This is a genomic window from Blastomonas sp. CCH1-A6 (genome assembly GCF_001556365.1).
Lineage (GTDB): Bacteria > Pseudomonadota > Alphaproteobacteria > Sphingomonadales > Sphingomonadaceae > Blastomonas > Blastomonas ursincola.
The window spans coordinates 1-18,232 of record NZ_LSIS01000409.1; the positions used below are offsets into that span (position 1 = coordinate 1).

The following is an 18,232-nucleotide window of genomic DNA, read 5'->3' on the forward strand; positions in this document are numbered from 1 at the left end:
GGGCAATCCCGATGAGGGATTTGCCCGGCTCCTGCGCCGCCACACCCACGCCTTTCTGCACCGCTCGCCCGAAGAGGCGACGGGTCTGGGCTATGATACCGGAGCCAATGCGTCGCTCCGCGCGCGGCTCGACGACCGCTCACAGGCTGCGCGCGAGGCAGACCGCGCGGCCATCACGATCGCGCTGGCCGATCTCGACGAAATCGATGTCTTGGCGCTGTCGAAGCCCGCCCAGCTCGACCATGCGGTGGCGCGCTTCGTCTATGAAACGCTGGCCGATACGCTCGGCCGCTATGGCTATGTCGACGCCAATCTGAGGCCCAGCCCCTATATCGTCAGCCAGATGAACGGGGCCTATTACTGGCTGCCCGATTTCATCGGCGGAACGCATCCGCTGGAGAGCGCTGCCGATGTCGCGGCCTGGCATGACCGGCTGGCAGCGCTTGCGGTCGCGCTCGATCAGGAGACCGACCGGATCCGGATCGATGCCGCCGCCGGTATCATTCCGCCCGATTTCGTCATCGACCGCGCGGTGCGCCAGATCGAGGCCTTGCGCGATGCGCCGCCGCGCCAGTCGGCGCTGATGGCCAAGGCGATTGCCCGCGCCGAGGCGGCAGGCCTCGGCGATATCGGCACCAGGGGCGAGGCGATCTTCGCCAAGGCGATCGCGCCCGCGCTTGACCGTCAGGCGGAAACGCTCAAGGCGCTGCGGGCAAAGTCTGTCGAGACCGCCGGATGCTGGCGGCTGCCCGATGGCGATGCCTATTATGCCAGCGCGCTGCGCGCCAACACCACCGCTGCCATTTCCCCCGAGGAACTGCACCGCGAAGGGCTCAACCAGTGCGCCGCGCTGATCGCCGAGATCGATGCCGGGCTGAAGGCGCAAGGCCTTTCCAAAGGCTCGGTGGGCGATCGGATCAAGGCGCTCAATGCCGATCCGCGCTTCACCGTCAGCGACGACGATGCGGGACGCGCGCAGATCATCAAGGCGGCCGAAGCCACGCTGGAGCGGGTGCGCGAGCGGCTGTCCGGCGCGTTCAGCGCGGTCGAGATCGATCCGCTGGTGGTCCGGCGCATTCCGGTCGCGATCGAGAATGGCGCGCCGGGAGCTTTCTATTCGGAGGGCGTCGCGGGCCAGCCGGGCACCTATTCGCTGAACCTCAAGACTCCGGGCGAGCATCCGCTATGGCGGCTGCCCACGCTGACCCATCACGAGGGCATTCCGGGGCACCACTATCAGGCATCGGTGCTGCGCCATGGCAGCGCACTGCCGCTGTTCCGCAAGCTCGTGCGCTTTTCCGCATATACCGAAGGCTGGGCGCTCTATGCGCAGCAGGTGGCGGACGAACTGGGCGTGTACGAGGGCGATCCGTTCGGGCGCATCGGCTATCTGCAGTCCGAGCTGTTCCGCGCCGCGCGCATCGTCGTCGATACCGGCCTTCACCACAAGCGCTGGAGCCGCGAGAAAGCGGTGCAGTGGATGGTCGACAATGCCGGAGAAAGCCCGGAAAGCACCGATCGCGAGGTCGTGCGCTATGCCGTCTATCCGGGTCAGGCGTGCAGCTTCAAGGTCGGCGCAAACCGCATTGTCGCCGCGCGCGAGGCGGCACGGGCCCGGCTCGGCGCGAAGTTCGACATTCGCGGCTTTCACGATCTGGTGCTGCGCTCGGGGCCGGTGCCGATGGCGGTGCTCGAAGAGGCGGCGCGCCAATGGATGGCATGAGCCCCCCACCCCCGGCGCGGCGCTGGCACCTGGCGCTGCTGCTGCTGCCGTTCGTGTGGCAGGTCGGCGCGGTGCCATTGGTCAATGACATTGCCTGGCGACCCTTCGGCCTGCCCTTCCCCATGGTGTGGCAGATGGCGGGCGTGCTGTTTGCCAGCGCCATCATCGCGCTGGTCCGCGCGATCGACCTGAAGCGCGAGCAGCACCGATGATCCTGGGCGTCACGCTGCTCGTCGTGCTCGGCACGATCGTCGGGGCGGTGCTCTATGGCCGCGCGCAGAGCAAGGCGAAGTCGGTCGAGGAATGGGCGCTGGGCGGCCGCCGCATGGGCACGCTGATCTTCTGGTTCCTCAATGCGGGCGAGATATACACGACCTTCGCGGTGCTCGGCATTTCGGGCTTTGCCTGGGCCTATGGTGCGCCGGCCTATCTCGCTTTCTGCTCGGTCTCGCTCTCGGCGGCGATCGGTTACTGGCTGATGCCGAAGATCTGGGCGGCAGGCCGCGCGCGGGCGCTGGTCACCCAGGCTGATTTCTTTGCCGATCACTATCGCGCGCGGTGGCTGGGCGTGGTCGTCGCAGTCGTCGGGATCGCAGCCCTGGTCGTCTATGTGCAGATCCAGATCACCGCGCTCGGCCTCATCCTGCGGATGACGCTGGGCACCGATGTCTCCCCCGGCATGGCCGCCGTGCTTGCCGCCGCTGCGATGCTCGCCTTCGTGTTCCTGGCCGGGCTGCGCTCCGCCGCCTTTGCCGCAGGCGTGAAGGACGTACTGATGCTGGTGCTGGTCATCGCGCTCAGCGCGACTGTCGCGGGCATTGTCGGCGCCAGCTCGATGGCCGATGTCTATGCCCGCGCGCAGGACGCGTTTCCCGGCATCGGCAAGCTGCCGGGGCTCAAGGCCGATAGCGGGCTTTCGACCACCTGGCTGATGACCTCGGCGCTCAATGTCGCGCTCGCCAACTGGATCTTCCCGCACATGTTCCAGCTGAGCTATTCGGCGGCGACCGAGGATGCGATCCGCCGCAACGCGATCTTCCAGCCGATCTATTCGCTGTCCTATTTCTTCATCATCCTGCTGGGTCTTGCCGCGCTGCTCGCGGGCACGGTGCCTCCCGATGGCGATATCAACGCGGTGCTGCTGCAGTTCGTGTCCGATCGCTATCCGCCTTGGCTGGTCGGGCTGCTCGCGGGGACGGCGTGCCTGCTCGCCCTCGTCCCGGGATCGGTGCTGCTGCTCACCGCCGGGTCGATCTTCGCGCGCAATGTCGTCGCCCCGCTCCGGCCGGGCCTCAGCGAACGCGGCGGCCTGCTCGCCTCGCGATTGTCGATGGTGGGGGCAGCGGCCATCGCGGTCTATCTGACGCTGGGCGGCAACCGCTCGCTAGTCGAGATCGGGCTGTCAGCCTATGGCGCGATCGGCCTGCTCGCACCGGGCGTATTCCTCGCCTTCGTCTGGCCGCGCACCAGCGCGGTCGCGGTCGCGGGCGGGCTGGTCGCTGGCTATGCGTTGCTCGTCACCCCGCCGGGCGAGGCCTGGATCGCCGCAAATTTCATCGAATGGGAGCCGGGCCTGGTCGCCATGGGGGCGGCGCTGATCGTCACCGTGGCGCTCAGCCTCATTGTCCCGCGCCGCGCAGATGCGCCCGGCGATTTACCGCTCACCCCGCCCCTCGCCTCGCAAGGAGAAACCGCCTGATGACCGACGCGCCTGCCTTTCTCGCCGCCGACCATGTCTCGTTCACCGTGCCCGATCTGGAGGCGGCGATCGCGTTCTATACCGACACGTTCGGTGCGCGTGAGCTGTTTCGCATGGGGCCGCTCGCGGCGAGCGAGATTCCGGCCATGCCCGATGGCCGCGACTGGATGGAGGCGCATGTCGGCGTCGCCGGCGCGACGCTGACGCTGGCGATGCTGGCGCTGGTCGACAATCTGAACCTGCAGCTGGTGCAATATGACGCGCCCGGCGACCGCAATCCGGTGCCGCCGCGCAACTGCGATGCGGGCGGGCATCACCTCGCGCTGCGCGTAGACAATGTCGACAAGGCCGCCGCCTATCTGGCCGCCAAGGGCTGCACCGTGCAGAATATCATCGAGATTTCCGAAGGGCCGCTCGCGGGCAAGAAGAACCTCTATGTCCGCGACCCCTTCGGCCACAGCCTCGAAATCGTCGATTGAAGGAGCCAGCCATGCCCAATACCCGCCTCAACCCGCCCTCGCTTTACGCAAGCACCGGCTTCGGCTTTTCCCACGCGACGGTTCAGGATGGCGGCCGGACCATCCATTGCGCCGGCCAGGTCGCCTGGGACAAGGACTGCAATGTCGTGGGTCCCGGCGATCTCGCCGCACAGACCCGCCAGGCGCTCGCCAATCTCAAGGAGGTGCTCACAGCGGCAGGTGCGAGCCCGGCGGATGTCGTGCGGCTGCGCACCTATATCGTCGATCACAGCCCCGACAAGCTGGGCGTGGTGCTGCCCGAGATCGGCGCGTTCTACGATGGCGGCGTGCCCGCGCCCAACACGCTGATCGGCGTCGCCGCGCTCGCCATGCCCGATTTCCTGATCGAGATCGAGGCGACCGCCGCGATCGGCTGATGCGATCGGCTGGCCGCCGGTCAGTCGATCAGATCGGCAATCGCCACCGGGCGCGCCGGGAAGCGCGCGGTAAAGCCGCCGCCCGGTGCCGCGCCCTGTTCTGCGAGCAGCGCGCGCACGGCATGCTCGCACGAGCGGCCCTGGCACACCCCCATGCCCGCGCGCGATACGAGCTTGAGCGCGCTCGCATCCTCGGGCCCTGCGGTCGCCCGGATCGCGCGGATCAGCGCCCCACGCGTCACATCCTCGCAGCGGCACAGGATCGTGGCATCGTCGGCGAGCCCCGCGATTGCCGTGCGCGGATCGGCGATGCGCGCGAGCAGATCGGCAAAGCGCTGCAGTTTCGCCAGTTCGCGGCGGATCGGCGCGGCACGGCGTTCGGCCTCACTCTCGCTCAGCAACCCATCGGCCAGAAGAATCCCGATCGCCGCCAGCCGCCCTTCGCGCAGCGCAACCTCTGCCCCTGCCACTCCGGTGGTCTCTCCCGCCGCGCTAAGGCCTTGTACGCTGCTGCGCTGCCAGCGATCGATCACCGCCGCCAGACCGCCCGTGCGCTCGCAGCGCTGCATCGCACAGCCCGCCTGACGGGGCAGATCGGCCTGGGGCAGGAAGCCGTAGCAGGTCGCGAGCACGTCGCAGGCGATTCTGGTGCCATCGGCGAATTCCGCCGCCTCGAGCCGCTCGCTGCCGATCGCGCGGACCAGCCGCTGCCCAAAGCGCACCGCCACGCCCGCGCGCCTGAGGTTCACAAAGGCCGCAGCGGCATCGCGGAACGGGCGCAAGTTGCCGAGCGGCAGCAGCGGATCGCGCAGCAGCTGCCCCACCATCGCACCCAGGCCCTGCGCGAAATGCACGCCAGCGACATCGGCCCCCGCCTTGCGCAGCTGATCGGCGACGAGCAGTTGCAACGGATGCGTGCCGGCCAGCACGAAGCGCTTGCCCGGAACGATCTGCTGGCTCTTGAGAAAGGCCTGCACGCCGCCCGCACTCATCACGCCGGGCAATGTCCAGCCGGGAAAGGCGGTCGGCATGTCATAGCATCCCGCCGCCACCAGCACCCGGCGCGCGGCAATCGTCAGCCGTCCGTCGCGCCCCGTGGCCAGCAACTGGAAGCCGTCTGCGTCCCGGAACAGTCCCAGCACCGAAACCCCGCCGCGCCAGTCGAGCCCGTCCAGCGCCTCGCTGCGGTGAAGCTGTGCCTTGAGATCGTCATAGGTCGCGCCCGGCAGCCAGTCGCGCACGCCGAGGGTCGCGGGTGGCTGACGCAGGATCTGCCCGCCCATCCGGGGCTGCTCGTCGAGCATCACGACGCCGAGTCCTGCCGCACAGGCAATCTCCGCCGCCGCCTGTCCAGCGGGGCCGCCACCGATGATCGCGAGGTCAAACATTCCGCTCATCCGCGCCGCACCACCATGCCGAGTTCTACCGGGACCAGGCAGGCGCGCAGCCGACGCGCCGGACGGCCCGGCGCTTCCACCGTCACGAAACACTCGCCGCACGTCCCCATGTTGCAGAACATGCCGCGCGCCTGGCCTTCCAGGTCGGCGCGGAACACCGGCTGGTCGGCGGCGAGCAGCGCCGAGGCGAGCATCTCGCCGGGCAAGGCCGTCACCTCCGCGCCATCGACGCGGATGAGGATCGGCTCGGGATGGTGGGTGGCGACCCGGTGGCTCATCCCATGAACCCGTTGAGATGATCGAACCGGTCGGGACTGAACAGCGCGAGTTCTCCGTCGCCGCCGCGCTCTCCCGCCATCTCTGCCGCGAGCAGCCGCGCAAAGGTCGGCCCGAGGGTGAAGCCCGATCCGCCCGCCGCAACATACAGGCCAGGCAGCCGGCTCACCGCGCCCACCAGCGGCAACTGGTCCGCCGTCAATGCGACAATACCCGTCCAGCTGCGGATGATGTTAAGCGCGGCGACGCCCGGCACGGTATCGGCCGCCGCCTTGAGGTTCGCGCGCAACGCCTCGGGATCGATCGTCGCGGGCCGCGAAAGGTCGAAGCCGATGTCGCCGCGCTGCAACCGCGACGCCCAGCCGCCGCCGATCAGGATATTGCCGCTTTCGGCCTGTTTCATCGACAGCCGCCGTCCGACATGCTGTACCAGATGGCCGATCATCGGTGCGGTCCGCTCGGTCGCGGTCATCGTCAGCCCTGCGGGGAAGACTGGCAGGTGCAGATTGAACAGCACGCCGGTCCTCATGGTCGCAGCGCCGGTGGCGAGCAGCACGCGGTCGGCGCGGACCTGCTCGCGCCCCTCGCCGCTGGCCAATGTGACCTGAAAGCCGATCGCCGATCGCCCGATATCGGAAAGCTGCGTATGCGAGCGCACCTCGGCGCCGCTTTCGATCGCGCGCGCGGCGAGCAGTCGGGTGATGGTGCGCGGGTTGGCATGGCCTTCATCGGCGAGCCAGGTGGCGGCGCGGATGCCTGGCGACAGATAAGGCGCGATCGCGGCCACGCCTGCACCATCGAGAAGCTGGGTCGGAACCCCGAATTCCGCCTCGCGCGCGGCCTTGCGCTCGAGCAGCGCCACCTCGGCATCGCTCTCGGCGACCATCAGCCCGCCATGCATGACGATCTCCATTGCGGGGCCGAACTGCTGATCGAGCGCGCGCCAGTCCTGGATTGCGAGCCGGTTGAGCGCGAGCACGCGGCTGGCCTGTTCGGCCAGCGCGGGCCCGTTCTCGAGAAAGCGCCGTTCGATCTGGAAATGCAGCGAGCCCGCATTCTGGCCCGACGCACCGCCATTGAGCTCGCCCGCCTCGACCAGCATGACGCTGGCCCCACGCTCCGCCAGATGCCAGGCGGTGGCGCAGCCGGTCAATCCGCCGCCGACGATGAGAACATCGACCGCGGTCATCCGCTCACAGCTTGCCGGCCTGGCGCAGCGTCGCTTCCACCTGGGCGCGGCCATGCGCGTCGACATCGATCAGCGGCGCACGCACCCCGCCCACCGGCATGCCAAGCGCGGCAAAGGCGGCCTTGAGCACCGCCGGGCCCGAGCCGAACCGGCCGACCAGATCGGGCGTGTACCACTGGTCCAGGATCATCCGGTCCTTCGCCCCGCAAGCGCGCGCGGCATCGAGGTTTCCGGCCCAGAGATGGTTGTAGAAATCGGACTGGTCGCGGCCCAGCACGCCGCCCGCGCCCATCGTGCCATCGCCACCGGCGCCGTTCAGCAGGGTCAGTCCGTGTTCGTCCATCGCGAAACCGAAGATACGCACAGTTTCGCGCAACATGAAGAAGGTCTTGACGAAAAGATCGAGCCTGCCGGTCGATTGCTTGAGCGCGACCACGCCGTCCAGCCCGGCAATCCGCGCGAGCAGCTCGGGCGGCATGTCGATTCCGGTGCCCGGTGGCCAGTTATACACGCAGATCGGCAGCACATTGGCATCCGACACGGTCTTGTAGAACCGGAACAGTTCCTCTTCCGACGGGCGGACATAAGGCGGCGGGGTCAGCAGGATACCATCGAAGCCACAATCGCGGGCATGGCGGGCAAGGTCGATGCTGTCCTGCGGCGTGAAGCTGGTGCAGCCCGCAATGATCGGCAACCGCCCCTTCATCTGCGCGCCGACCAGCGAAAACAGGTCGCGCCGCTCGGCAGGCGAGAGGCTGGTCCATTCGCCGGTGGTACCGCCGATCACCAGGCCATGCATCCCTTCGGCCAGAAGCCATTCCAGATACGCGCCCAGCCGTTGCGGATCGAGCGCGCCATCATCGCTGAACGGCGTCACGATGGCGGGCAGATAGCCCCGCCAGTTCACTCTCGACCGCTTGTCTGCCACCTCAGGCAACTCCCCCAGGAAATTGTGTTCTCGTCACCCTGCGCCGATGTCTTGTGCTTCATCAATAGCAACGCAGGCCAATTGTCATTGCGTATCAGGCAACACTAAGCGACAAGCGTTTCATGCCCCATCGGCTCTAGGGAACGGTCCATGTCCGATATAGCATTGCGTTACCTCTACGAAACCGTGATGGCCGGTTCGATGCGCGCCGCAGGCGACCGGCTGGGCGTCGCCGCCTCATCGATCAGCCGCCAGGTTGCGCAGCTGGAGCTCGAATATGGCATGCCGCTGTTCGAGCGCGGCCGCCGCACGATCCAGCTGACCCAGGCGGGCGAGCTGGCGATCGAGCATTACCGTTCGCTGATGGCCAGCCGCGAATCGCTTTCGATGCGGATGGAAGAGCTGCGCGAGGCGCGCACCGGCATGGTCAGCCTGGGCGTCGGCGAAGGCTTTCTCGGCCCGTTCTTCAACCAGCTGATCGACCGGTTCCACCGCGAGCATCCGCAGGTCCAGGTGCTCAGCACGGTGACCTCGTCCACCGCGATCGTGCGCAGCGTGCTGGCGGACGAGGCGCATTTCGGGCTGGTGCTCTACACCCCGGCCGAGCCGAATATCCGCGTGCGCATTTCGGTGAACGAACCGCTGCGCGTCATGGTCGCGCCGACGCATCCGCTGGCAGGCATGGCACGCGTCTCGCTCGCCGATCTGGTGCAGCACCCGATCTGTCTGGGGCCGGAGGATTTCCTCATCCGCCAGCTGCTGCGCACCGCAGAGGCGCGGCAGCGGCTGTTCCTGGAGCCGGCGATCGTCATCAACTCGATCCAGGCGATGCGCGATCTGGCGGCAACGGGCAGTGTCACCACCGTGCTCCCCGAATTTTCCGCCCGGCCCGAGATCTCCGACGGGCGGCTGCTCGCCATCCCGCTCGACGAGACGATCGACACGGTCACGGTCAGCCTGATCACGCGGATCGGCCGTCAGCTCGAAAGCGCACCGCGACGGCTGCTCACCGCGTTCGAATCGGGCATGGCGCGCTGGGCGGCCACCGCCAGCCGCTAGCGATCCGCCGTCACTCCACGGTGACCGATTTCGCGAGGTTCCTGGGCTGATCGACATCGGTGCCCTTGGCGACGGCGACGTGATAGGCGAGCAGCTGCACGGGCACGGCATAGACCAAAGGCGCGATGAGCGGGTGCACGATGGGCATCTCGATCGTGGCGAGGCACCCTTCGCCCGCCTCGGCGAGGCCGTCTGCGTCAGAGATCAGCACCACCTTGCCGCCGCGCGCGCGCACTTCCTGCATGTTGCTCACGGTCTTCTCGAACAGCGGACCCGAAGGCGCGATGACGATGATCGGCACCGCCTCGTCGATCAACGCGATGGGGCCGTGCTTCATTTCGCCGGCGGCATAGCCTTCGGCATGGATGTAGCTGATTTCCTTGAGCTTGAGCGCACCTTCCAGCGCCAGCGCATAATCCGGGCCGCGGCCCAGATAGAGCACATCGCGCGCCTGCGCGATGGTGTGCGCCATCGCCTCGATCTCGGCATCGTGCGCCAGCGCGGCGTTGATCGCCGCCGGGGCCTCGATCAGGTGACGGACGATCTCGGCCTCTTCGGCCGCATCGAGCCTGCCCTTGGCGCGCGCCAGATTCACCGCGAGCGCGGCCAACACCGCCAACTGACAGGTGAACGCCTTGGTCGAGGCAACGCCGATCTCCGGCCCGGCATGCGTCGGCAGCAGCAGATCGACCTCGCGCGCCATCGAGCTGGTCGGCACGTTGATGATGCCTGCGGTCGTCACCCCGCCCGCCTTCATGTGGCGCAGCGCCGCAAGCGTATCCGCCGTCTCGCCCGATTGCGAGACGACGACGCCCAGCATGTTCGGGCTCAGCACCGGATCGCGATAGCGGAACTCGGAAGCGACATCGACCTCGACCGGAACGCGCGCGAGCTGTTCGATCCAGTATTTGCCGATCAGCCCGACATAGGAAGCGGTGCCGCAGGCGATGATCGTCACCCGCTCGATCGCCGAGAGTTCGAAATCCATCTGCGGCAGCGCCACCTGCTGCTCGACCGAGCGGATATAGCTCTGCAGCGTCTGCGCCACGACCACCGGCTGCTCGAAGATTTCCTTCTGCATGAAATGGCGGTGATTGCCCTTGTCGATCAGCGCACCGGTCACACCCGACAGGGTGATCTCGCGCTCGACCGGCTGGTTATCGGCATCATAGACCTGCGCGCCCTCGCGGGTCAGCACGACCCAGTCGCCTTCTTCCAGATAGGCGATGCGCTGGGTCAATGGCGCCAGCGCCAGCGCGTCGGAGCCGAGATAGGTCTCGTCCTCGCCATAGCCGAGCACCAGCGGCGAACCCAGACGCGCGCCGATCAGCAGATCGGGATGCTGGCGGAATGCGATGGCAAGCGCAAATGCGCCGCGCAGCTGCGGCAACACCGCCTTTACTGCCTCTTGCGGGCTGTCGCCCGCCTCTACCCGCTCGCTCACCAGATGCGCGACCACCTCGGTATCGGTCTCGCTTTCGAAGGTGCGGCCGCGCGCGATCAGCGCATCGCGCAGCGACTTGAAATTCTCGATAATGCCATTGTGCACCAGCGCGACCTCGCCGGTCGCGTGCGGGTGCGCATTGGCGGTGGTCGGCGCGCCATGCGTCGCCCAGCGGGTATGCGCGATGCCGACATGGCCGGGGGCAGGATCATGGCGGAGCACTTCGGCCAGATTGCGCAGCTTGCCTTCGGCGCGCCGCCGCACCAGCTGGCCATCGTGCACGGTGCAGACCCCAGCCGAGTCATAACCGCGATATTCCATCCGCCTCAGGCCATCGACAAGATCATCGACAACGTCGCGCCGGGCGAGAATTCCAACGATACCACACATGCAGCAAAACGCCTTTCAAAGCTGGTAGGGAACGCGGATGCCCGGCATTTCGGCCGGGAAATCCTTTGTATTACGTGTGACGAGGACGCGCCCGCGAATCTGGGCGGTGGAGAGAATGATGGCATCCATGGCTTTCAATCGCTCCCTCTCACGTCGCATCGAGGCAGCCCGCGCGGCGATTTCTTGATCGATCTCGTCAATGCCGAAACCTGACAGCAGAACCTCAGCCCGCTTCAAGCCAGCCCCTTGCCCCTTGGAAAGCACCTCAATCCAGACTGCGCGGCTCACCCAAATTCTGCCAAATTCCGCAGCCCGCATGAGTTCGGTTCTCGCCTGCGGGATGCCCCGAAGCATATCAATCAAAATGTTGCTGTCGAAAGTGAAGCTACTCAACGGCGTGTGCGCTTTGCTTTTTGTTCTGAACGCTCAGTTTGCTGGGTGTCGAGAGAATTGTCGGTTAAAACGCAGCCATCGCCTAGCTCACGTCCATTCTCTGCCAGCCAGGCCTTGTGCAACTCATGCTCCCGGTCATCCTCTGCATCGAAAAGGTCAGGAAATTCAGCGCGCACTTCAGGGTAATCAAAATCCCAAGGCCTCGTGGCCGAGGCTCGCTCGCGTCTTTGCCATTCAACTGCATCGCCAATGTCGTCGCGATCTTTCCATGCCCCGAACCCTTGGTCGATCCAGTCAAGCGGCTGTTCGGGTCGATAGGCAGCCACCGCTTCACGCAAGACCTGCGCCCGTGACTTGCCTTGCGAGGCCGCAAGCTGGTCGAGCCATTTGATGTCGTCTTCGGGGAGATCGGCGAGGATGCGGGGCATAGTGATATACTGATATCATATCATGATATCATGTCAAGGGCTACAGCTTCACCGGCCCTCGCGCTTCTTCTTGCGCATCGCGTCGTGGAAACGGTCGGCCCAACCGGGCTTGACCAGCTGTTCGGCGCGCACCAGGCGAAGCTCGCCATCGGCGACGTCGCGGCTGACGGCGCTCCCCGCTGCCACGATTGCATCGCGGCCGATCTTCACCGGGGCAATCAGCGCGCTGTTCGATCCGATGAACGCGTTCTCGCCGATCACGGTCTGGTACTTGAAATAGCCGTCGTAATTGCAGGTGATCGTGCCCGCGCCGATATTGGCATTCGCGCCCACAGTGGCATCGCCCAGATAGGTGAGATGGTTGGCCTTGGCCCCCGGCCCCAGCACCGCCTTTTTCATCTCGACGAAATTGCCGACCTTGGCGCCTTCGCGCATGTCCGCGCCGGGGCGGAGCCGCGCGAACGGGCCGACCGAACAACCGCTGGCGATGGTCGCCCCCTCGATATGGCTGAAGGCGTGGATCACGACATTGTCGGCGATGGTGACACCGGGTCCGAACACGACATTGGGCTCGATCACGACATCGCGGCCCAGCACCGTGTCGTGCGCGAACCATACGGTCTCGGGCGCAATCAGCGTGGCACCGTCGGCCATGGCCTGCAAGCGGCGGCGCGCCTGCCAGATGCGCTCCGCCTCCGCCAGTTCGGCGCGGCTGTTGATGCCGATCAGCTCGTCGGGATCGGTCTCGACCACCACCGCCTTGTCGCCATCGGCCAGCGCGAGCATGATGATATCGGGCAGATAATATTCGCCCGCCGCATTGTCGTTGCCGACGCGCTCGAGCAGCGGCCACAGATCGGCGGTGCGCACCGCGGTGACGCCGGAATTGCACAGCTTCACCGCGCGTTCCTCGTCGGTCGCGTCCTTGAACTCGACCATTTTCGAGATCGCACCGGTTTCATCGGCGACGATCCGGCCATAGGCCTTGGCATCATCGGGTACGAAGCCCAGCACGGCCACGCGCGGGGCGTCATCGGCGAGCAGCCGGTCTCTCAGCCGGGCGACGGTTTCGGGGCGCAGAAAAGGCGTGTCGCCGAAACAGACGATCGCGATGCCATCGAACCCGGCAAGCGCATCCTTGGCCTGCAAAGCTGCATGCGCCGTACCAAGCTGTTCCGCCTGATGCGCGATATCGACACCGCGCGGCGCGACCGAGGCCTCCACCTGTTCGCGACGCGCACCCACCACGACCACCTGTCGCGCGGCCCCCGCCGCCTCCAGGCTGTCCAACAGATGATGCAGCATGGGTTGCCCTGCTATCGGATGGAGCACCTTGTGCAGCTCCGATTTCATGCGCGTTCCCTGGCCCGCTGCCAGAATGATTGCTGCCAGCGGCTGCTCAGCCATTTCGTAACGTTCTCCGCGTTTCCCAAAGCAGATCGTATTTACCCTTGGCACGAACTGCTTGCATCCGCCACCTTTTTCGGGCGATGCACTGCCCCATGACAGACTTTCCCTACCAAATCATTGGCTTTGATCTCGATGGCACGCTGCTCGACACCAGCCCCGAACTGACCGTTTCGGTCAATCACACGCTGGGTCTGGCGGGGCTTCCCCCGCTGACCCAGGAAGAGATCAAGCCGATGGTGGGCCTGGGTGCCAAGCACATGCTGCAGGTCGGGCTGGAACGCGCGGGCAACAGCGACCCTGAGGCGCTGCGCGAATATCTGCCGATCCTGCTCGACCATTATGGCGAGAATCTGGGCAGCGGCTCGCCGCCCTATCCCGGCCTGCTCGATGCCATGGCGCGCTTCGACGCGATGGGCGTGAAAATGACCATCGTCACCAACAAATACGAGCGGTTCGCGGTCAAGCTGCTCACCGAGGTGGGGCTGATCGACCGCTTCGCCTGCGTCATCGGGGGCGACACCATGGGCAAGGGCAAGTCCAAGCCAGATCGCGCGCCGATCGACGAGATGATCCGCCGCTGCGGCGGCGAGCCGGGAGCGACTCCGGCAGCGTTCATCGGCGACAGCATTTATGACGTGATGGCCGCGCACAATGCGGGCATCCCGTGCGTCGCGGTCAGCTTCGGCTTCCTGCATCAGCCAGTGGACGAACTGGGCGCCGATGCAATCATCGATCATTATGACGAGTTCATCCCGACGCTGGAACGGATTGCGGCGCAGTAAGCCAAAGGGGATTTGATAATTCCCGTTTGTCCCGAGCCCTTCGACTGGCTGGCAAGCCAGCCGCTCAGGATAAACTCAAGTCGAGGGACGCGATCGCAGAGGTTGGAGCGTACGTCCCTCGACTTCGCTCGGGACAAACGGACGTGGGTTACACGATCGGATTCCCCATCACCCCCGGTGCCCCTTGCGCCATTTGGTCCACAGATGCCGGGCGAGCATCGCCGGCGGCATGCGCAGCAGGTGCGAGCGGATGTAGAAGCCCTGGCGCGTGAGCTTGCGCGTCTTGCGGCCCCAGCCATCGACCGCGGTGATCCGGCGCAGGAAGAGCGCGTCGGCAACGCCCGGGCGGATCGGCCAGATTGCCGGCGTGCCGAACAACCGGTGTGCCAGACGCAGCGCACGCGCCACGGGCGCGGTCAACTGGTGCAGGCGCGCCCGTTCCGCAAGCGCGTCGCCAAAGTCCGGATCTTCGCTGCTGAACTGTCGCACCAGCCGGTCGATGTCCCAGAGGTTGCGCATGCCCCCCGACAGGTCGCCATCGGCGATCATATGCGCGGCGGCATGGCAGATCATGTCCGCAGGCGAGAGCGCGTACAGACCCGACGGCAGCTCTCGCGCATCGGCGATCAGCGCCGCGGCATCGGGCTTCGGCCCGGCGGTCAGCGGCAGGATGGTGTGGTGCACGTCGATCATCCGGTCGCGCTCCGCATGGATCAGCGGCGGCAGCTCGTGCATCCATTGGCGGTAATAGGAATCGTCATAGGGATCGGGCTTGACCCATTCCCAGCCCGATGCGAGCAGAAGCGCCTCGACCTGGTCCAGCCCGTCGCGCGCGACGAGAATGTCGAGATCGCCGATCGACCGCCCGATGGCAGCATCCAGCCCGGCGGCGGCGAAGGCGGTGCCCTTGAGCAGCACCACGCGGCCCGGGTAGCCAGCCAGCGCCATCTGCGCGCATTCGGCCTCCCATAAGGCCTGGCGCAGCCCCGCCGCGTTCGACAGGCGCACATCGGCAAGCACGCGCGCAGCCGGATAGGGGACCGGTCGGTCGGCCATGATCTCGGCCAGCGTCCCGATCAGCGACAGCGCACGGGCGGCCGAGAGCAGCCGTGTCCAGCCGGTGGCATCCAGCCGGGCGACCGATGCGGGATCGGTCAGCGCGCGCGCAACCGACCAGCCGTCGATCATGCCGCCGCCCTGTCCCCCCATTTGGCCCCCTGTTCGGACCAGAGCCGTTCGACCAGCTCGACGCCCTCATCGCCGGTGGCATAGTCGATCGCGCAGGCGGGAACCGAGCGGACAAACCCGGTCAGCGCATCGAAGCCGCGTTCGCCCAAAGCGACATAATTGGTCGAGGCCTGTGTCAGGCGCACGAAGCTCTCCGCCTCGTCCATGCGGCGCACCGCGCGGGGAAAGCCGAAGCGCGGGAAGAGCAGCAGGCCAGGCCTTGTCTCGCGCGCCATCTGCTCGATCCATTCGGTGCGCGGGCGCAGGTGGCGGATGGTGCCCTTGGGCGTATCGCGCAGCACCGGGCCGAAGCGCGTCTCGTCATCGACCTCGCGCTCCATTGCGGCGATCGCCTGGTTCTTCAGGCTCACCGGGCGCGGGAATGGCGCGATATTGCCGCTATCGGGATCGAGCAGGACGAATTCGTCGCCCAGAAAGCGCCAGCCGCGCTCGGCCAGCAGCGCGGACAAGGTCGACTTTCCCGCGCCCGACAGCCCAGTCATCACGACAGCCCGGCCTTGGCGCGAAACAGCGCTCGCATGCAGCAGCAGATGCCGCCGCCAGCCCAGCGCCATCTGCAGGTTCATCGCCATTTCCGCCGCGAGCAGGCCCTGTTCCAGCGGCAATGGCAGCGCATCGGGCAGCGTGAAATCGCCCGCAATGGCGACCTGCGGGCGGACGTAACGGCGCAGCGCCGATGTTGCCTGCAGCCGCACGGTGAAATCGGGCACCACCTCATCCAGAGGGTAATCGGCATAGAGCGCACGCAGCTCATCGATCGGCGCGCGCCAGTCGCTGCCGATGCGGAATCGAGCCGGTCCTACAGTGATGAAACAGGCATGGCGCATGGCAAGCGCCATATCGTTTGCGCCCCCGCGGACAAAATGGAAACAGGGGCGTATCGGGTCAGCGATGCAGTTTTACATCGCGCTGATGCAAGTGTGTCACGCCTCGGCGCGCAAGCGAACCAGTCCCAGCGCGGCAAGCTCTGCCAGCCGCTCGCCCAGCACCTGTTCGGGGCGTTCCTGCGGATCGTCGCCGACCAGATCGAATCGGCTCGCGATCTGCGCAACGAGCCGCTCAGCTGTGACAAATGTGTCGGTTCCGACAGCATCCAGCGCATCGAGCAGTTCGGGCACGGGTTCGGCCAGCAGATGCGTGATACCCGAAGGCGTGTGATAGATGGCCTCGAGCCCGCCCATCCGTACGCGCTTGAGCGCATGGCCGGGCAAGGCAGCATAGGCACGCTCGCTCACCGCCTGCGCCTCAGGTCAGCGGCGCGGCATCTGCAGCGAAGCGTAGCAGGTAAAACCGCTCTGCCCGTTCTGGAGCTTGCGGATATAGTTGAGATAGGCCTGCGACTGTTCGCGCGTGGTGCCCGGCAGGTTGCTGCCCTGCAGCGCCTTGCGCACCTCTTCCCCCGTGAAATCGCGCGGAGAGGGCGGGAAGGCGCCAGGCGTGTCGGGCGTCACCAGCTTGCCGGTGGGGTCGATATACATGCCCTTGCCGCGTTCGGGCACCGGGATCTGGCAGTTGAGCACCGACCCTGCGGTCTGAGCCAGCGCGGGACGGATGCTCACTACGGCAGACGTGGCGACAGCACCGATCAGCAAGGTCCTGCGTGCCGCATCGACGGTCGCACCCACCTCCACCGAATCGCTGGGAGTGGCGCCATCCATGTTGCTGTCATCAGCGTGCATTATCATCGTCCCAAACGCGCAAAATCGCAGCGCAAATATCGGCCAAAAAGACTAAAGACCCGTCACCGGCGCAAAGGCAAGGCCTTTGATCAGCTGTCCTTTGTCGGGACAAGGCGCGCCGCCGCCATGAAAATGCGCGCCGCCCCGATCATCGATGGCGTGGCCCAGCCAAGGCTGGTATAGCCCGCCCGACATGGGACAGGCCAGCGGAACGGGACTGAACGGCGGCCGCTTTCTCCTCGCCACGGCGGTGCTGGGCGCAGGGGTGGCGATCAGCCAGTTCGGCACAAACGGCATGGAGCAGGCGATGATCTGCTTTGCCGCAGGCATCGTCGCGATCGTCATCATGGCCGACCTGTCGAGCCCGGCCAAGCACAACCCCCAGGCCGCCGCACCGATCCGCGAGCCCGAGGTCAAGCCGATCAGCCAGCATCGCGACTTTACCAGCTTCATCGATGGCCTGGCCGACCCGGTGCTGGTGCTGACCGGCACCAATGTCCGCCGCGCCAACAGCGCCGCGCGCAAGCTGCTCGGCGAATATTGCGTCGGGGAGGATATCCGCCTGGTCATCCGCCATCCTGCCGCTGCCGATCTGCTCGCCGAAGGCACGCTGGCCAATGAAGGGCCGATCCAGCTGGTCGGCATCGGCAGCCGCGACCAGCGCTGGGAAATGCTGGTGCGCGACATGCCCGGGGGCGAGCGCATATTGCACCTCTGGGACCGCTCGGGCGTCTATGCGGTCGAGCGGATGCGGACCGATTTCGTCGCCAATGCCAGCCACGAGCTGCGCACCCCGCTCGCCTCGATCAAGGGCTTTATCGAGACGCTCGAAGACAAGGAAGCTGGCGACGATCCCGAAATCCGCGCGCGCTTCCTCAATGTGATGTTCCGCGAAGCCAATCGCATGCAGAAGCTGATCGACGACCTGATCTCGCTTTCGCGCATCGAGGCGGAGAAGTTCCGCGTGCCCGATACCCCGGTCGACCTGCCCGATCTGATGCGCGAGGTGCAATCGGTGCTGCGCCAGAGCCAGCCCGAGCGCGGCGCGGATATCGTCGTCGATATCGGCCCCGACCTGCCACCGATGCGCGGCGACCGGGCGCAGCTTTCGCAGCTGCTGCACAATCTCGTGTCGAACAGCATGAAATACGGCCAGGCCGGTACTCCGGTCACAATGCGCCTGCGCGCCTCGCGCAACGGCGCGCTGCTGCGGCTGTCGGTCAGCGATTGCGGCGAGGGCATCGCGCCCGAGCATCTGCCGCGCCTGACCGAGCGCTTCTACCGCGTCGATT

The 18,232-nt window shown here is 66.5% G+C and carries 20 protein-coding genes; 8 read left to right on the forward strand and 12 right to left on the reverse strand.

The features are described from left to right. The 5 genes from AX735_RS18600 to AX735_RS18620 form a co-directional block, all read left to right on the forward strand. A partial coding sequence (locus AX735_RS18600; RefSeq protein WP_066283235.1) for a DUF885 domain-containing protein occupies positions 1–1,723 on the forward strand: 1,723 nt, incomplete at its 5' end. Further along, complete coding sequence (locus AX735_RS18605; RefSeq protein WP_231750171.1) at positions 1,720–1,935, forward strand: DUF3311 domain-containing protein; 216 nt, start codon at positions 1,720–1,722, stop codon at positions 1,933–1,935. The genes AX735_RS18600 and AX735_RS18605, both read left to right, overlap by 4 nt. Beyond that, on the forward strand, positions 1,932–3,422 hold the full coding sequence (locus AX735_RS18610) for a sodium:solute symporter family protein (RefSeq protein ID WP_066283242.1): 1,491 nt from the start codon (positions 1,932–1,934) through the stop codon (positions 3,420–3,422). The genes AX735_RS18605 and AX735_RS18610 overlap by 4 nt, the downstream gene beginning before the upstream one ends. Next, entirely contained in the window at positions 3,422–3,901 is a 480-nt protein-coding gene (locus tag AX735_RS18615; protein WP_066283244.1) for a VOC family protein, read from the forward strand. Before AX735_RS18610 ends, AX735_RS18615 begins: the two co-directional genes overlap by 1 nt. Positions 3,902–3,912: 11 nt before the next feature. After that, positions 3,913–4,317 carry a RidA family protein gene (locus tag AX735_RS18620; RefSeq protein WP_066283246.1) on the forward strand — a complete coding sequence of 135 codons (405 nt, stop codon included), beginning with the start codon at positions 3,913–3,915 and terminating at the stop codon, positions 4,315–4,317. 20 nt (positions 4,318–4,337) lie between these two features. On the opposite strand, the gene AX735_RS18625 is transcribed toward AX735_RS18620, so the two are convergent. The 4 genes from AX735_RS18625 to AX735_RS18640 are packed head-to-tail and all read right to left on the reverse strand — an operon-like array spanning position 4,338 to position 8,086. Continuing rightward, complete coding sequence (locus AX735_RS18625) at positions 4,338–5,714, reverse strand: FAD-dependent oxidoreductase (RefSeq protein WP_066283249.1); 1,377 nt, start codon at positions 5,712–5,714, stop codon at positions 4,338–4,340. After that, positions 5,711–5,992, reverse strand: a complete 282-nt coding sequence (locus AX735_RS18630; protein ID WP_066283252.1) for a (2Fe-2S)-binding protein — start codon at positions 5,990–5,992, stop codon at positions 5,711–5,713. Before AX735_RS18630 ends, AX735_RS18625 begins: the two co-directional genes overlap by 4 nt. After that, positions 5,989–7,179 carry an NAD(P)/FAD-dependent oxidoreductase gene (locus AX735_RS18635; RefSeq protein ID WP_066283255.1) on the reverse strand — a complete coding sequence of 397 codons (1,191 nt, stop codon included), beginning with the start codon at positions 7,177–7,179 and terminating at the stop codon, positions 5,989–5,991. Before AX735_RS18635 ends, AX735_RS18630 begins: the two co-directional genes overlap by 4 nt. A 4-nt stretch (positions 7,180–7,183) precedes the next feature. After that, the gene (locus AX735_RS18640; protein WP_231750172.1) at positions 7,184–8,086 is read right to left on the reverse strand and encodes a dihydrodipicolinate synthase family protein; all 903 of its coding nucleotides are present in this window, start codon (positions 8,084–8,086) and stop codon (positions 7,184–7,186) included. A 171-nt stretch (positions 8,087–8,257) separates the two neighbouring features. Between AX735_RS18640 and AX735_RS18645 the strand changes: the two genes are divergently transcribed. Beyond that, positions 8,258–9,166 (forward strand): LysR family transcriptional regulator, encoded by a 909-nt coding sequence (locus tag AX735_RS18645; RefSeq protein ID WP_066283264.1) that lies wholly within the window; start codon positions 8,258–8,260, stop codon positions 9,164–9,166. A gap of 10 nt (positions 9,167–9,176) precedes the next feature. On the opposite strand, the gene glmS is transcribed toward AX735_RS18645, so the two are convergent. The 4 genes from glmS to glmU are packed head-to-tail and all read right to left on the reverse strand — an operon-like array spanning position 9,177 to position 13,228. Then, positions 9,177–11,000 (reverse strand): glutamine--fructose-6-phosphate transaminase (isomerizing), encoded by a 1,824-nt coding sequence (gene glmS, locus AX735_RS18650; protein WP_066283271.1) that lies wholly within the window; start codon positions 10,998–11,000, stop codon positions 9,177–9,179. A 15-nt stretch (positions 11,001–11,015) separates the two neighbouring features. Beyond that, complete coding sequence (locus AX735_RS18655; protein WP_066283274.1) at positions 11,016–11,393, reverse strand: type II toxin-antitoxin system VapC family toxin; 378 nt, start codon at positions 11,391–11,393, stop codon at positions 11,016–11,018. Continuing rightward, entirely contained in the window at positions 11,390–11,821 is a 432-nt protein-coding gene (locus AX735_RS18660) for a ribbon-helix-helix domain-containing protein (RefSeq protein WP_082751189.1), read from the reverse strand. The genes AX735_RS18655 and AX735_RS18660 overlap by 4 nt, the downstream gene beginning before the upstream one ends. A 48-nt stretch (positions 11,822–11,869) precedes the next feature. After that, a complete protein-coding gene (glmU, locus tag AX735_RS18665) occupies positions 11,870–13,228 on the reverse strand; it encodes a bifunctional UDP-N-acetylglucosamine diphosphorylase/glucosamine-1-phosphate N-acetyltransferase GlmU (RefSeq protein WP_066283278.1) in 1,359 nt (452 codons plus the stop codon). 95 nt (positions 13,229–13,323) lie between these two features. Between glmU and AX735_RS18670 the strand changes: the two genes are divergently transcribed. Then, a complete protein-coding gene (locus AX735_RS18670) occupies positions 13,324–14,013 on the forward strand; it encodes an HAD hydrolase-like protein (RefSeq protein ID WP_066283282.1) in 690 nt (229 codons plus the stop codon). Between the two features lie 168 nt (positions 14,014–14,181). Here the strand turns inward: AX735_RS18670 and AX735_RS18675 are convergent, their stop codons facing one another. From AX735_RS18675 to AX735_RS18690, 4 genes are all read right to left on the reverse strand, one after another. Continuing rightward, the gene (locus tag AX735_RS18675) at positions 14,182–15,201 is read right to left on the reverse strand and encodes a nucleotidyltransferase domain-containing protein (protein WP_066283301.1); all 1,020 of its coding nucleotides are present in this window, start codon (positions 15,199–15,201) and stop codon (positions 14,182–14,184) included. Then, complete coding sequence (locus tag AX735_RS18680) at positions 15,198–16,088, reverse strand: HprK-related kinase A (protein ID WP_066283295.1); 891 nt, start codon at positions 16,086–16,088, stop codon at positions 15,198–15,200. Before AX735_RS18680 ends, AX735_RS18675 begins: the two co-directional genes overlap by 4 nt. 96 nt (positions 16,089–16,184) lie before the next feature. Beyond that, on the reverse strand, positions 16,185–16,496 hold the full coding sequence (locus tag AX735_RS18685; RefSeq protein WP_066283288.1) for an HPr-rel-A system PqqD family peptide chaperone: 312 nt from the start codon (positions 16,494–16,496) through the stop codon (positions 16,185–16,187). A gap of 15 nt (positions 16,497–16,511) precedes the next feature. Further along, positions 16,512–16,940, reverse strand: coding sequence for a hypothetical protein (locus AX735_RS18690; protein WP_420542507.1), 429 nt, complete (start codon positions 16,938–16,940; stop codon positions 16,512–16,514). Between the two features lie 193 nt (positions 16,941–17,133). Between AX735_RS18690 and AX735_RS18695 the strand changes: the two genes are divergently transcribed. Next, positions 17,134–18,232, forward strand: a 1,099-nt coding sequence (locus AX735_RS18695; protein ID WP_066283293.1) for a histidine kinase dimerization/phospho-acceptor domain-containing protein, incomplete at its 3' end; no start/stop codon positions are given.

Bases quoted from the DNA above. Each gene is read 5' to 3' on its own strand.
- AX735_RS18645 (WP_066283264.1), top strand. From the start codon at position 8,258: ATGTCCGATATAGCATTGCGTTACCTCTACGAAACCGTGATGGCCGGT.
- AX735_RS18630 (WP_066283252.1), bottom strand. From the start codon at position 5,992: ATGAGCCACCGGGTCGCCACCCACCATCCCGAGCCGATCCTCATCCGC.
- glmS (WP_066283271.1), bottom strand. From the start codon at position 11,000: ATGTGTGGTATCGTTGGAATTCTCGCCCGGCGCGACGTTGTCGATGAT.
- AX735_RS18620 (WP_066283246.1), top strand. From the start codon at position 3,913: ATGCCCAATACCCGCCTCAACCCGCCCTCGCTTTACGCAAGCACCGGC.
- AX735_RS18660 (WP_082751189.1), bottom strand. From the start codon at position 11,821: ATGCCCCGCATCCTCGCCGATCTCCCCGAAGACGACATCAAATGGCTC.
- AX735_RS18670 (WP_066283282.1), top strand. From the start codon at position 13,324: ATGACAGACTTTCCCTACCAAATCATTGGCTTTGATCTCGATGGCACG.
- AX735_RS18625 (WP_066283249.1), bottom strand. From the start codon at position 5,714: ATGAGCGGAATGTTTGACCTCGCGATCATCGGTGGCGGCCCCGCTGGA.
- AX735_RS18615 (WP_066283244.1), top strand. From the start codon at position 3,422: ATGACCGACGCGCCTGCCTTTCTCGCCGCCGACCATGTCTCGTTCACC.
- AX735_RS18690 (WP_420542507.1), bottom strand. From the start codon at position 16,940: ATGCACGCTGATGACAGCAACATGGATGGCGCCACTCCCAGCGATTCG.
- AX735_RS18680 (WP_066283295.1), bottom strand. From the start codon at position 16,088: ATGCGCCATGCCTGTTTCATCACTGTAGGACCGGCTCGATTCCGCATC.
- AX735_RS18605 (WP_231750171.1), top strand. From the start codon at position 1,720: ATGAGCCCCCCACCCCCGGCGCGGCGCTGGCACCTGGCGCTGCTGCTG.
- AX735_RS18675 (WP_066283301.1), bottom strand. From the start codon at position 15,201: ATGATCGACGGCTGGTCGGTTGCGCGCGCGCTGACCGATCCCGCATCG.
- AX735_RS18610 (WP_066283242.1), top strand. From the start codon at position 1,932: ATGATCCTGGGCGTCACGCTGCTCGTCGTGCTCGGCACGATCGTCGGG.
- AX735_RS18635 (WP_066283255.1), bottom strand. From the start codon at position 7,179: ATGACCGCGGTCGATGTTCTCATCGTCGGCGGCGGATTGACCGGCTGC.
- glmU (WP_066283278.1), bottom strand. From the start codon at position 13,228: ATGGCTGAGCAGCCGCTGGCAGCAATCATTCTGGCAGCGGGCCAGGGA.